9 protein-coding genes and 1 other RNA gene are annotated in these 14,647 nt (G+C 41.2%); 8 read left to right on the top strand and 2 right to left on the bottom strand.

What is annotated here, in order from left to right; genetic code table 11:
• Window positions 1–89: 89 nt before the first annotated feature.
• Window positions 90–215 carry a hypothetical protein gene (locus N8A89_RS12335; protein ID WP_257786209.1) on the bottom strand — a complete coding sequence of 42 codons (126 nt, stop codon included), beginning with the start codon at window positions 213–215 and terminating at the stop codon, window positions 90–92.
• Window positions 216–651: 436 nt separating this feature from the next.
• On the opposite strand from N8A89_RS12335, the gene N8A89_RS12330 reads away from it, so the two are divergent.
• From N8A89_RS12330 to N8A89_RS12320, 3 genes are all read left to right on the top strand, one after another.
• Window positions 652–2,703 carry a helix-turn-helix domain-containing protein gene (locus N8A89_RS12330; protein WP_054557957.1) on the top strand — a complete coding sequence of 684 codons (2,052 nt, stop codon included), beginning with the start codon at window positions 652–654 and terminating at the stop codon, window positions 2,701–2,703.
• Window positions 2,704–3,488: 785 nt separating this feature from the next.
• Entirely contained in the window at window positions 3,489–4,301 is an 813-nt protein-coding gene (locus N8A89_RS12325) for a phospholipase A (RefSeq protein WP_281543274.1), read from the top strand.
• A gap of 79 nt (window positions 4,302–4,380) precedes the next feature.
• Complete coding sequence (locus tag N8A89_RS12320; protein WP_281542536.1) at window positions 4,381–5,499, top strand: Sb-PDE family phosphodiesterase; 1,119 nt, start codon at window positions 4,381–4,383, stop codon at window positions 5,497–5,499.
• 85 nt (window positions 5,500–5,584) lie between these two features.
• On the opposite strand, the gene N8A89_RS12315 is transcribed toward N8A89_RS12320, so the two are convergent.
• On the bottom strand, window positions 5,585–6,787 hold the full coding sequence (locus N8A89_RS12315; RefSeq protein WP_281542535.1) for an NAD(P)-dependent oxidoreductase: 1,203 nt from the start codon (window positions 6,785–6,787) through the stop codon (window positions 5,585–5,587).
• Between the two features lie 359 nt (window positions 6,788–7,146).
• Between N8A89_RS12315 and ssrA the strand changes: the two genes are divergently transcribed.
• The 5 genes from ssrA (at window position 7,147) to N8A89_RS12290 (ending at window position 14,529) form a co-directional block, all read left to right on the top strand.
• Window positions 7,147–7,546: a transfer-messenger RNA gene (ssrA, locus tag N8A89_RS12310) on the top strand.
• A gap of 546 nt (window positions 7,547–8,092) precedes the next feature.
• Entirely contained in the window at window positions 8,093–8,380 is a 288-nt protein-coding gene (locus tag N8A89_RS12305; RefSeq protein ID WP_281542534.1) for a hypothetical protein, read from the top strand.
• A 350-nt stretch (window positions 8,381–8,730) separates the two neighbouring features.
• Window positions 8,731–10,122, top strand: coding sequence for an efflux transporter outer membrane subunit (locus N8A89_RS12300; RefSeq protein ID WP_281542533.1), 1,392 nt, complete (start codon window positions 8,731–8,733; stop codon window positions 10,120–10,122).
• Between the two features lie 19 nt (window positions 10,123–10,141).
• The gene (locus N8A89_RS12295; RefSeq protein WP_281542532.1) at window positions 10,142–11,350 is read left to right on the top strand and encodes an efflux RND transporter periplasmic adaptor subunit; all 1,209 of its coding nucleotides are present in this window, start codon (window positions 10,142–10,144) and stop codon (window positions 11,348–11,350) included.
• 11 nt (window positions 11,351–11,361) lie between these two features.
• Window positions 11,362–14,529: an efflux RND transporter permease subunit gene (locus N8A89_RS12290; protein ID WP_281542531.1), complete on the top strand. Its 3,168-nt coding sequence runs from the start codon at window positions 11,362–11,364 to the stop codon at window positions 14,527–14,529.
• Window positions 14,530–14,647: the final 118 nt, after the last annotated feature.

The following is a 14,647-nucleotide window of genomic DNA, read 5'->3' as shown; positions in this document are numbered from 1 at the left end:
CATAATTACATTTTTAATTATTGTTATAATTTTGTTATGGTAAGGGATAGACTTTGATTAGGGCCTACCCCTTTTTTCAAACCAACAAACTAGGCTTCTAAATGAAGGTAAGGTCTGGAATGTGACCAACGGATTCTCTTGCTGTCCTCAAAATGGGTAAAGAAAGTGAACCTTCTAGATTCCGTTGGCGATTGATTGATGCCCGTTTTACTCATGGCTTTGTTATTTAATTTTTATAGGTATTCGTGAATCTTCGATTTCATGACTGTGTTGTTTTTTGATTTTTTCATATTGATCGTGATTAGCGGTTAAAGTTTCTGTACTGTGCCCATTGGGTTCTTTTGCTTGCGCTAAAGGATGAGAAGTACTGTCCTGTTCTTGACTCCGTTGCTGTTCTTGTGATTGATGCTTTCATAATTATTGTTTTAAATTGTTCGTTATGATTTTTGATGTTACAAAGGTGCTATAGAACTTGCAGCAACCTGTAGGAGCTATGCGCAGAACTATGTAAAGTTTCAGGAGGGCATAAAAATTATGGCGCGGCAATGTAACTTATGACGCAAAAGATGCTTTTTCCTCTAAATCGATGGCCGTTGGCGATAACGCATAATTCTCTATATTTTCCCTAATTTAGAGCCAGCAAAAAACAACATGTCAAATCCATCGGCCAAAAAACCAAACTTTATAGAACAAGCGGAAGCCCTAATTCTGGAAAATTTGGCCAACGAACAATTTGGGGTGTCCGAACTTGCGGAAGCTCTGCACATGAGCCGATCCAACCTGCTCCGGAAGATCAAGAAACAGACACAGCTTTCTGCAAGCCAGTTTATACGTCAAGTCCGTCTTAAGGAATCAATGAAACTGCTAAAGGAAGATTCTTCAACGGTTTCCGAAATTTCATATCAAGTAGGTTTTGGAAGCACTTCCTATTTCATTAAATGCTTTCGAGAACAGTACGGATATTCTCCTGGGGAGCTTGGAAAAAGTGATGTAGAAGTTGAAATCGAACAGATTAAACCAAACTATTTGAAACTATACCAATGGCCGATTATTGCTGCAACATCCTTAGCACTGATACTTGTAGCCATAATACTGTTCAATAAAAAGGATGCTATAAATGAACCGAAAATTGAAAAATCCATTGCAGTATTGCCCTTTAAGAATGAGAGCAGCGATTCCACCAATCTTTATTTTGTAAACGGACTGATGGAATCTGCTTTGAACAACATTCAGAAGATTGAAGACCTGCGGGTCATCAGTAGAACCTCGGTAGAGAAATATAGAAAAACGGACAAGGGTATTCCAGAGATTGCCGAGGAGCTGCATGTGAACTACTTGGTAGAAGGTAGCGGTCAGCGTGTCGGTGATCAGGTGTTGCTCAACATACAATTGATCAACGCTTCTACGGACACCCCTATTTGGGTAGAACAGTACAGTCGGGAAGTTGAGGACATTTTTGAATTGCAAAACGACGTGGCCAAGAAAATTGCAGATGCCATTGCAGCCGTCGTAACACCGACAGAACTGGAGCAAATTGAAAAAAAACCAACTGAAAACCTATTGGCCTATGATTACTACCTACAGGCATTGGACCCTTATTATTCTCGCTCAGAAGAAGGCTTGGAAAAGGCCATTTCATTATTCGAAAAAGCTATAGAACAGGATCCAGAATTTGCCCTCGCCTATGCCAACATCGCTATCTCATACTATCTTCTAGAAATGTCGCAAATAGAGAAACAGTACACCGAAAAGATTAACAGCTTTGCGGATAAGGCCTTGCTTTACGATTCAAAATCCGCCGAAAGCTTGGTCGCAAAGGCCTTCTACTATATACAAACTAAGGAGTACAAATTAGCCTTACCACATCTTAATAAGGCACTGGAGTATAATCCTAATTCATCGTTGGCAGTACAAATGCTTGCGGAATTTTATTCGCATATGCTGCCCAATACTGATAAATACCTAGAGTACGCATTAAAAGGGGTTCAGCTAACCGTTGCTAGTGATTCCATTACTCAGAGCTATACGTATTTACAACTAAGTAATGCGCTTGTATCGTCAGGATTTGCAGATGAAGCTTTAAAATATATTAACAGTTCGTTGGATTATAATGCTGAAAATTTTTATGCTCCACATTTAAAGGCATTTATACTGTTCGCCAAGGACGGTAATATTGAGCGTACAAGGAATTTGTTGATAAAGGAATGGAAGAAAGATACGACTCGGCTTGATATTTTACAGGACATAGGGAAGTTGTACTACATCGAGGAAAATTATGACAGTGCCTACTTCTATTTTAAAAAATTTGTGGAAACCAGGGAAGCAAATAGTCTGGATATTTATTTACAGGAAAATGTCAAAATTGCACTGGTCTATAAAGAGATGGGATTGGACAAGGAAGCTGAGAAACTATTTAATGATTTCTCTGAATATTGCGAAGGAGATCAATCCATTTATAGAAGTGTGAATCTGGTTTGGAAATACGCTTATGAAGGAAAAATCAATGAGGCTATCGAACAGCTTAGAATATTTTCCGAAACAGAGAATTATCTGTATTGGTTTTTATTAATCGAAGATGAACCATTGATAAAACCATTAAAGAGCCATCCAGATTTTGAGGAAATTATGCAGAAAATTAAGGATAGATTTTGGAAAAATCAGGCCGAGTTAAAAATATCTCTGGATGAAGAAGGCTTGCTATAATCCGTTAAAAAGCTTAGCTATTAATTCAAGGTTTTCACATAACGTAATTCCAAGTACCGTTTCATTTTATTCTTATTGTTTTTTATAACTTCCTTTTTCTACAAATTCTATCTTTTATGAAGGTCACCTAGTGTAAGAACAATTTCAATTTATCATTACAGATTCTTTTTACCTCTAATCCCTTTTACGCGATAAACCTTTTTCTGGATTCCCCCGCTTACAATGGAATTAAAATTTGAGAATGTTGTTTTGACCGATTTGTTTACCTCTTAAAAGAATTATCCGGTCAAAAAAGCATTTTTAAGAAAAGACCAAAAGATAAAACCTTTTAAAATCAATTAATTATTAGGTTTTAAATGTTAAGAAATATTAAAATAGAGTTAGCAGGATTCGAACCCCTATCTATTACTAATCTTCTCTTATTTAATATTGTGCACATTACAAATATTATTAGGAAAATTTATAGAAGTTCAATATTTTTATAAAGTAAACCGTATACGGTAGCGTATACGGTTTACACTAATACAGTAAAAATATATTTAATAACTACTTGTTTTTCAATAGGTTGTAAAACTAAAAAATAGCGGTTAAAGTTCATAAAAAGAAGGTTTTTAATTGAACTACCATTAAATCCTATATTACTAATAGGTGAGCTATCGAATGTTTAGTTTTGCGAAATCAATATACCAATAATGCTTAACAAATTAAGGATTTTAATAAGTATACCCCTAATTTTTGCAATAACGCTAAATGCTGAGGGACAGGACAATGAGGAGTAAAATTGGATTTTTAATAACAGCAAAGATCTGTCCGAACTTTGGGAATTGGATGATGAACACCATCGGGGTACTTTTCTGATTACTTCGTATAAACCAATTTATTTTAGTCTAGCTAAATATTCTTCTAACACCAATAAGTTTCCGCAATCCGAAAATTCTGATATGGCCTTGGAGGCACCGGTGAATTTAGACCCGATAGAGGCTAAATTTCAGCTTAGTCTCAAGACCAAGATCTTTCATAAAATGCTAAAAGGCCATTTAGATTTATGGGTCGCATATTCTCAAACTGCGTTTTGGCAGATTTACAACAAAAAACTCTCAAGACCGTTCAGGGAACTTAACTACCAACCGGAAATCATCGCTAATGTTCCAGTTAAGTTTCCGTTGTTAGGTTTTGAAACAAAGATGGTGGGCCTATCCATCATTCACGAATCCAACGGACGTTCAGACCCTATTTCAAGAAGTTGGAACCGTATTGCCCTGCACGCCGGCTTTGAGCGTAATAATTGGCAGATTGTACTTAAACCCTGGATTAGAATAGACAGTAAAGTAGATGATAATGAAAATATATCCGACTTCATAGGGAGAGGGGAAGCTGACGTAGTTTACGATTGGGGGAGACAACGATTTAGGGCAGTAGCAAGACATTCCCTCAACTTTGGTACTAAAAGTAGGGGTAGCATTCGATTAAATTGGTCTTTCCCGATTTTTGAAAATTTTAATGGCCATTTGCAATTATTCGATGGTTACGGAGAAACACTAATTGATTACAATCACAGGCAAACGACCTTTGGTGTAGGGGTATCTTTGATAAATTGATAAATTCCTTAATTCAACACTTAATAAACTTATTTCTTAGAAAAGTTGATTTTCATACATTTGACAAAACACTAGTACCATGAAATATAGACTACTCACGTTATTCCTACTATTACCCTTAATACTATGCTACGCCCAAACCCATTCGCATATGGGTGCTAAACCCATGAACTATCCGGATATTGAAGGCTATAAGACCCTCAAGACGGATTTGCACATGCACACCGTATTTTCTGACGGAAATGTTTGGCCAAACATTCGCGTTCAAGAGGCATTACGGGAAAACTTGGATGCCATTTCGCTGACCGAGCATTTGGAATATCAACCTCATCTGGCAGACATTCCACATCCAGACCGTAACCGTTCCTTTGTACTGGCTATGGAAGAAGCCAAAGAACATGAATTACTGATCGTTCATGGTTCGGAAATTACGCGTAGCACCCCAATGGGACACAATAACGCGGTTTTCATTAAGGATGTAAATCCTATTTTGCAAGAAGATGCGGCCGATGCTTTCGCAGAAGCGAAAAAGCAGAATGCCTTTGTATTCTGGAATCATCCGGCCTGGTATGCACAGGCGCCTAAAGGGAATCCCGTTTTGTCTAACTTTCAAAAAGAGCGTATTAAAAATGGTGAACTCCATGGCATTGAAGTCATCAACACCTTTGATTATGCCGAAGAATCCTTGGCCTTAGCTTTGGAGCATAACTTGACGATTATGGGTACGAGCGATATTCACGGTCTTATCGACTGGGACTATACCGAAAAGGGAAACCATAGGCCCATAACCTTGGTTTTTGCCAAGGAAAAAACCTTAGAAAGTATGCAAGAGGCTTTATTTGCCGGAAGAACCGTTGCAGTTTACAATGATTTGTTAGTAGGAAAAGAGGACTATTTGAAACCACTTATCAAAGCCAGTATAGAAGTATTGTCCGTGAGCTATGTTCCTGAAACTACTGTTTTAAAATTAGAGCTGAAGAATAATTCCAGTAGTGACCTGATGTTCGAGAATGTCATGGAGTTTACTTTTTATGATAGCTCTCCGGTTTTCACCATAGCTGCTGGGGAGACCAAAATGCTTCATGTTAAGACGCTCGAGGAAATCCAGACCCTGTCACTTAGGTTCAAAGCCTTAGGAGCTTATACCGCTCCAAAAGTACAACCTGTGATCGAGTGGAATATTCCTGTGAATAGGTAAATTTCTATTGTAGTTAAAAGGCGGTCCAAATCTGATTGGATAATTGGACGGTATTTTCGAGGTGAATACTCTTTTTTACAAAGTTTCATTTACCGTCTACATAATCCTGTAAATAACTATACCGCTTTGTCAACTTGCCATTTTTGGTCATTCTGGCCCGCTCAAGGACACCTTCCTTATCTCCATTGAAAAAGGCGGGTATCACATTCTTTAAGAAGGCATCTCCAAAGCCCAAGCTGGCGTCCCGTGGTAATTCACAGGGCAAATTGTCCACTGCCATTACCGCTATCGCTTCTGGATTTTTAAAATCAGTTTCCGATTCTGTTTGTGGGTCATACCCATAAATTGGATCGGCAATCGTTGATGGACGAATGGTACTTGCCACGGGACCATCAATATCGCAGCTTACATCCGCCACAACACTGATTTTAAAATCGGGATGTTTGGCGTCCTCACGTGTGTAGAGGTAAGGTGCCCCTTGACCATAAAAATGACCCGCGATATAATAGTCGGTTACTTTTGCAAAGCGAAAGAAATTGGATTTATATGCTTCAGGATTTGCGAAAAAATCGGCTTTGTTTCCACGAACCCCGTCTTTGCGTTTATTATATTCACCCGCATCTATCTGACAGTAGACCGGTTCATCAAATTCTTCTTCCAAATACTCGGTCACCGTTACCCGTCGTAGGCCCATACCATCCAACATTTCCCTAGAACCGTTGCCTACCCTTCCCCTACCCGTGAGCAGTACTTTTATATTGGGGAGTTGAAGCTTTTTTAGCTTGGAAATAAGTTCCTTTTGGTCCGCTAGATTCTCCGCTTTTGGTAACTGGAAAAGGCCAAATTTGAGTCCGTAGGCCCTAAAACCATTGTAAGCCCCAACAATACCGGCATATCTACCAAAGGCTACCAAACGTTGCCCTTTCTGGTCCGTAATGACCTCGTGGTCGTACAGCTCGATATTCTTTTCTAGAATTGCCTGGAGTAACTCCCTATTGTAGGGTTGTTCTTTTATGGTATGAGAAAAGAAAAAGTATTGTTTGTTGGCAATAAGATTTTTGATTGGAACTTCCTTTACTCCCAGTAGCACATCGCATTCTTCCATAGAATCGGCTACCGTAATACCTGCAGCCCTATATTCCGAATCGGAGAAAGTTCGAATCGGTGAGGGTTCTACAATAATTGCGGCTTCTTTATGATTTGAAAGGATTTGTTGGCAGGCGGCCGGGGATAGTACAACGCGCCTATCCGGCGGGTTTTTACGTTCTCTTATAATTCCGAATTTCATGGAAAATCAATGGATTTTAGAAGCTTATTTTCTTTATGGTAATAGCTTGTTAAAACTTTCTGCCAAAATTGGGTATGGCATTAAATTTGTCTAAAATTAAGTTGATTTGTAGCGGTACGCAAACTATTTCTTCCTTTCGGAGAGAAGTGTTAGCTTTGCTGCCTCCTCCAAAGGCGGACGGGCGCGTTAGGGATAGAGGCAAGTACCGTGTACGGCCGATAGCCCGACCCTTCATTTGGAGGGGAACGCTAATATTAATTACAATAAGTTCTTTGAAAAAACAATGAGCAGAATGAGGTCCTGAAATGAATTCAGGACATAATTCGATCAAAGTAAGTAATACTTACTTATCTCATTATGGGGCCGACTGGTTTTGACAGCGAGACCAATGGCATTGTAAGCATGCCGAGCGCTGGGGTACAGCTCGTTAATATCATACTTCACACTTTTAATTGGCGATAATAATTACGCTCTTGCCGCGTAATCCGAATTATAGTAGGATTATGCCTCGTCCCTACTAGGTAGGGAAGCGAGATGTTCCTGGGTAGCCCTTGTTGATGGCGACCCATTTAGGAGCACCAGAAAAATCAACATAAGGTTGTTGCTCGCTTTGGTAACGACACTAAAACTTTAAGAAGCTAAGTGTACGATAGGCAGTTCTTGGTCGGTCGTGCATCGAAAATCAAGTAAGGACTAAGCATGTAGAAAGCACTGGCGTTGCTTGTTTGGACGAGGGTTCGAATCCCTCCGGCTCCACTAAAGTCAAAATTTTAAAAATGGAATGTAAAGGCAAGCAAATAAAAAGTTCGCTTTTTGCTTTGAGAGCTGAGCATTTTACAATCCATAGGATTGAAATTTTGATTTTAAACCACGGTAAGGAGGACAAGGCGTCAGCCAATCCCTCCGGCTCCACATTACTCACAACTGTGTTGTGGATAAAATATAAAATCCCATCAAGCTAGCTTGTTTGGGATTTTTGCTTTTAGAAATCATGGCTGATTATAGCCTCGAAAATTGTATTTGGAGAAAGGAAGCAATATGGATATCCAATCCTCCGACTCCACTACAAATAAAGGTACCCTTTAATGACTTTTAATATTTTGGAAGGTCTTAATCCGCAACCGACAAGCTCGCAAGAGGACAAAAAAGTTCTCCCAAACCCCTTCTTTACAATTGGCGGTTAGCTCATCAAAACATAGCCAAAACAATTGCCAAAAACACTTCTCTGGATTACATGATAATTGTCATGATTTATCCTAAACATTGAACCTAATTTTACGGTATAAATCATAAAATCTTACAATTATGAATACCTTATATTCAAAATTTAGCACTGATTGGGATGATAATTATATTGGCTATTCAGCCCTTTCAATTATACTTTCGACTTGTTTAGGGGCAATTGCCGTGATGTCTATTTTTACTCATGGTAGTGGACTTTTTCAAATGCTGCAGCTTTTGGTCATTATTGTCGTTTCCACAGCTGTACTAACGTCTATTCTAACGGTTCAAAAACCCAAATTAGTGCTGAAGTCTGTGATTGCCAGTGTTATCGCTTGTTCGATATTATTAATCCTAAATTCCATTTTTTAATATCGATTAATCATATTATTTCCTTGTTCGGACGTAGTTAATCTCTTCGCTCTACGATTAAGTAATATCCCAATGGCCAGTAGGTCACTGGGATTTTTTATTGGCGAGATTGGACCTAGTAGTGAAATCCTCTATTTCATAGATTACCGTGGAGTAAAGGAATACCTGCCCAGATAATCTTGATTGAATCAGGATATTACTTCAAAATCTCATATTCAAAGTGCTATTGAATATATTGATAGCGCCATAAAATAATTAAGTTTTCCTTAGGAAATAAATACCATAAAAAATTTATATTAGAAAGTGGCAAATGGAGCAGCGGCCATAGCTGACAAACCAACTTTTTTAAAATGTACTCTGAACTTAGAAAAAACTTCAAATTCCTGACTTTTTCAGGTGGTATATTACTGTTTGTTTTAGGATGTTCTCCCAAATTTTCAAACGTTGACCTTCCCATAGAAGATCTAAAAGAATTCTCGTATACTGGCACTGGTGTCTTAGAAGATAAGTGGTGGACAGCCTTTGAAGACGAGGACCTGAACGTATTGATAGATAGTGCATTGCAATCGAATTTTGATTTGGCCGCCACGTGGCAGCAATTCTTGGCCGCCAAAGCTACCGTATCTAGGGAAGCCGCTGATAAATGGCCGCAAATACAAGCTTCGGCGCAAACTGCGGAAAATTTTCCAGTTAACGATTTTAGAGGTGGTGAAAATACACAATTGGGGCTATCGGCCTCCTACGAGGTGGATCTATGGGGCCGTATACGAACCGCAGTGCAAGCTGAAAAATTTAGGGCTGAAGCCAATCTTTTCGATTACCGCACCGCGGCCATATCACTTTCTGCAGAAATTGCTTCCACTTGGTACCAATTACAGGCTGCCAAACAACAGTTAAAAATAACGGAGGAACAGATTGCTACCAACGAAGATATCATCAAGCTCATACGCTCTCGTTTTGTGGGCGGTCAAATTAGGGCCGTGGACATCCTAAGACAGGCGCAACTGTTGGAAAGTACCAAAGAACAACAAATTATATTCAGTACGAGTGTCAGCCTTTTGGAAAATCAACTAGCCGTATTACTAGGAAGGCAACCCCAAGAAAATAGTACATTTGAGTACACTTATTTGCCTATTTTACCCGAGCTACCGGAAACCGGACTTCCTTTAGAATTAGTGCGCCGTAGGCCCGATTTGCAACAGTCCTATGCCCTATTACTTGCGGCAGACCGTGACATGGCCTCGGCCGTAAGAAACAAGTACCCCAGAATTTCTATTAATACCCGGGGCCAACTCCGATCTAACAATTTTGCCAACCTCTTTGATAATTGGGCCTATTCCATTGCAGGAAATTTATTGGCTCCCTTGTTCTACGGAGGGCAACTGAGTGCCGAGGTCAATAGGACAGAAGCCATAAAACAACAAAGACTCTATGAATATGGCCAAACCACATTGGTAGCCTTTCAAGAAGTGGAGGACGGTCTGGTGCAGGATATGATGCAAAAACAGCGGTCAGAAAACATTGAACGTCAATTGGAACTGGCCGCCAAAAGCAATAAGCAGCTTCGGGTGGAATTCTTGAATGGTTTTAGCCCTTATTTGGATGTCCTTATTGGCTTAGATCAAGAACAACAGTTACGCCGCGATTATGTATCCGCACAGCTGCGGCAGGTTCAAGTACGCATTGGATTGTACAGGGCTTTGGCCGGTGGTTTTGAAACTGGGAGGACATTGGAGAATTGAGTAAAAGGAACAGCATATTATGAATAACAAAAAAATACTTTTGATTTGCTTGGCCATTCTTGGTGGTGGTTTAATCATCATGGCACTCATTTTTTCAACAGAGCCGGAAGCCCAACGGGAAGGTGCATCAATTGAAACCGCTATGTTGGTTGACATAATGACGGTAAAGAAAGACACTTTTGAGCCTGTAATAGTGGCTACTGGGACCGTACAACCTGTTGAGGACGTTAATTTGAGTCCGTTAGTTTCGGGGCAGGTCATTCGCAGAGACCCTTCCTTTACCCCAGGTGGCTTTGTTAAAAGGAACCAAGTTTTGTTACAGATTGATCCCGCCGATTACCGCAATACACTGGAGCTTCGTAAGAGCGAATTTATGCAATCCCAGACCACCTTGGATACGGAAATGGGACGACAACAGATTGCGGAACAAGATTTACAACTTATCGCCGATGATTCCCTATTTGGAGATAATCCACTGTCTGAAGAAGAGCGACAGCTGGTACTCAGAAAACCACAGCTCAATGCCGTAAAAGCTACCATAGGTGCGGCGAAAGCCTCCGTAGACCAAGCACGCTTAAATCTTGAACGAACAACCATTCGGGCGCCATTTGATGCCCATATACTCAGTCAAAATGTGACCAAAGGCTCTCTAGTCGCTCAGGGCGATATATTAGGGCGTATCGTAGGCACAAAAGAATACTGGGTAGTTGCTACGGTACCAGTTTCCAAATTGCAGTGGTTGAGTTTTCCGAACAGCAATTCTGAAAAAGGAGCACCCGTCCGAATTGAGAATCCTTCAGCGTGGCCGGATGACGCCTACCGCGAAGGATATCTGGATAGACAGATAGGTGCACTTGACGGTCAAACACGGTTAGCCCGTGTTTTGGTCAAAGTAACGGATCCATTGGCGACTACCGAAGAGATGAAAGGAAAACCGAAATTGATGATCGGTACCTTTGTGGAAGTCAACATACAAGCGGATGCGATACCCGATGTGGTGCGCCTTAATAGGGATTACGTCAGGAGCAATGAAACCGTCTGGGTCATGAAAGATGGTAAATTGGAAATAAGAAAAGTCGAAATCGTACTTACGGATGATATATATGCCTACATACGAAGTGGGTTGGATGATGAGGAAAAAGTTGTCATTACCGATTTAAGTACGGTAAGTAATGGTATTGGTTTGCGAACAGCGTCCGATAAACAGGAGTCGGAAACAGAGCAATAAAAATGGCCGAGATGGAAAAGAAAGAAACTCAGAAAACAAGAAGAAAAGAAGGCGCCATTGCTTATATGGCCAGAAATTCCATTGCTACGAACCTATTGATGTTGATATTACTCGGTGGTGGGCTATTTACCATGTATACGATACAAAAGGAGGTATTTCCTGAATTTCAGCTGGATTTTGTTGAAGTTTCCGTGGCCTACCCCGGTGCGTCTCCCGCAGAGGTAGAACAAGGTGTGCTGCAACCCGTGGAGGAGGCCGTACGCGGCGTACAGGGAATTAAAGAAATTGTATCCGAAGCCAATGAAGGGTCGGGACAAATTAGCATAGAACTGGTTGCAGGTTCCGAACGGATGACAGCGTTTCAGGACATAGACCAGGCCATTAACCGTATCCAGACTTTTCCAGATGATATTGAACGACCCGAGGTGCGCTTACAGTCCCGCCAACGGGATGTATTACAAATTGGACTTTACGGGGCCGCGGATATCTGGACATTAAGGCAGCTTGCAGAACGTCTTCGTACCATCCTTTTGAACAATCCGGAAATCACCCAGGTAGAATTGGGCAACGTACCGGACTATGAGACCCGAATAGAAATCCCAAGACGCACGCTACAGAAGTATAATCTCACCTTGGGTCAAGTGGCGGATATCATTCGTCAGAGTAGCAATGATGTACCAGCAGGTTCCGTACAAACGCAGAGTGGTGAAATTTTACTCCGTATGCAGGAACGTAAGCAATGGGCAAAAGAGTATGGTGATATTACCATCGTATCCTCTGAAGAAGGTGCAAAAGTTACCCTAAATGATATCGCAACGATTACCGATGGTTTTGAAGAAACAGGATTCCATGGGCAATTTAACCAAGAGAACTATGTGGAATTACGAATTTTTCGAATCGGTGACCAATCGCCCTTAAAAATCGCCGATATCACAAATGGTATTTTAGAAGATTTTCAGCTACCACCAGGCATTAAGTTCCGTACCGATAGCAACCGTGCGGCAGACTATAGGGAACGTCTTTCGTTACTGACAGAAAATGGGATTCTTGCCATCGTTATTGTATTGATTATTTTGACGCTGTTTCTAGAATATCGTTTAGCTTTTTGGGTGATGATGGGGATGACGGTCTCCTTTATCGGAGGAATGATTTTTTTGCCACTTATCGGCATCAGCGTTAATATGATTTCCATGTTCGGTTTTCTAGTGGTCCTTGGTATTGTTGTAGATGATGCCATTGTGGTGGGCGAAAATGTCTATGAATACCGCCAAAAAGGACTAAGTCCCATGCAGGCGGCCATTGCGGGCACAAAAGATGTCTCCATGCCCGTAGTGTTCAGTATTGTCACCACAATAATTGCTTTTGTTCCCCTGCTTTTCATGCCCGGAGAAACCGGAAAATTCTGGCAGCCGCTCCCTGCGGTGGTTATTGTTATTTTGGCCGTTTCTCTGCTCGAAGCCCTTTTTATACTTCCCTCCCATTTGGCCCACATCAAAAAGAAAGAAACGAAAAATAAATGGGTGCTGAAGCTAGAAGGATGGCAACGTTCTTTTGCTAACGGATTTGACCGGTTCATAGACAAGCGATACCGTCCATTTCTTGATATCTGTCTGAAATATAGGTATATCACGTTGAGTGCCGCTGTTACGCTATTACTTATTGTCGGGGGATATGGCTATAGCGGGCACATGGGAATGATCATGATGCCCGAGGTTGCTGCAGACGAAATTGAAGCCGGGGTTCGCTTACCTGTAGGTACCACTCCTGATCAAGCCGCAAAAGTAGCTCATGACATCTCGGAATCCACACAACGTATGTTCGAGGAACATAATCTCTATGAAGTCGCGGAAGGGATAAAAACCAATGTACGGGGACAGAATTTTATCGATGTCGAAATCGTGATGCTTCCGCCCGACCAAAGAGACATTACCGCCGCAGAAGTTATCGCCTTATGGCGCGATAATATCGGTGATATTGAGGGGGTAGACCAAATTACCTTTGAGGCCGAACGTGGACCCGGTGGTGCTAGGCAAGATATCAGTATTGATTTAAGCCATTCCGATATCGAGGTGTTAGCGCGCGCTAGTTCAGCTTTTGTAGAACGGATGAAGGCTTTTTCAAACACCCGTGATGTTACCGACAATTACAACAAGGGAAAAATGCAGTACGACTTTAAGTTGTTACCACAAGGACGTAATCTTGGCCTTACTTCCGATGAAGTGGGGCGCCAAGTGCGGAATGGGTTTTTCGGTGCTTTGGCCATGCGACAGTTACGGGGCATGAACGAAATAGAGGTACGGGTAAAACTGCCTTTGGAAGAACGGAAAGATATAAAGAACCTCGAAAAATTTCTCATTCGCACTCCTAGTGGCGTTGAAGTTCCCCTGATGGATGTGGTAGAAATTGAGGAACGGGAAGCCTTTAGCAGTATTAACAGAAGAGACGGCCGAAGGGTAGTGAACGTAGGTATGGATGTTGAACCTGCCAATGCCGTAGGCCGGGTCATAGCCTCGGTGCAGGAGGAAACCTTACCTCAATTAAGAGCCGACTTCCCCGGAATTACTTGGAGTTTTGAAGGTAGCCAAGCCGATATGCGCGAAAGCACAAATACGTTGAAAGCTGGTTTTTCCATTGCGATGCTATTGATTTATGCGTTATTGGCCATCGCTTTTAGTAGTTACTTACAACCGTTAATTGTGATGACCGCCATTCCGTTTGGGATTGTGGGAGCGGTCATCGGCCATATCTTATTAGGATATGACCTATCGCTGGTCAGTTTAATGGGGGTTATTGCTTTGTCGGGCGTAGTGGTAAACGATTCCCTCATCATGATCGATTATGCCAATAAACGGAGAAAAGAAGGCGACCCCATTTACCAGTCCATTCATGAGGCAGGATTACGAAGGTTTCGCCCCATTATTTTAACCACTATGACGACCTTTGGAGGTCTTGCACCCATTATTCTAGAAACTTCCAGTCAGGCATTTTACCTAATTCCGATGGCAATTTCCTTGGGATTCGGTATTGTTTTTGCCACGGCCATTATTCTCGTTATTGTGCCTTGCCTGTATCTGACTTTGGAAGATTTACGTCTTTTGATGGTAAAGGGAAGAACCGTAAGGGAAGTGGATGTTTCTGAAACGGCTGATACTAAGAATCCGGTGCTTGCCGATAAATAACAATACTTCTGGGAAATGATAGTTGGAACCATGTGATAATCGGGAACAATGCGTTAATAATGCTTTTTTTAGAGCAAAAACTGAATGCCATATACTTTTATCTTTATCATCGGTCAAT

The organism is Maribacter aestuarii, from assembly GCF_027474845.2.
Classification (GTDB): domain Bacteria; phylum Bacteroidota; class Bacteroidia; order Flavobacteriales; family Flavobacteriaceae; genus Maribacter; species Maribacter aestuarii.
This window is presented reverse-complemented; position numbering and strand designations above follow the sequence as displayed.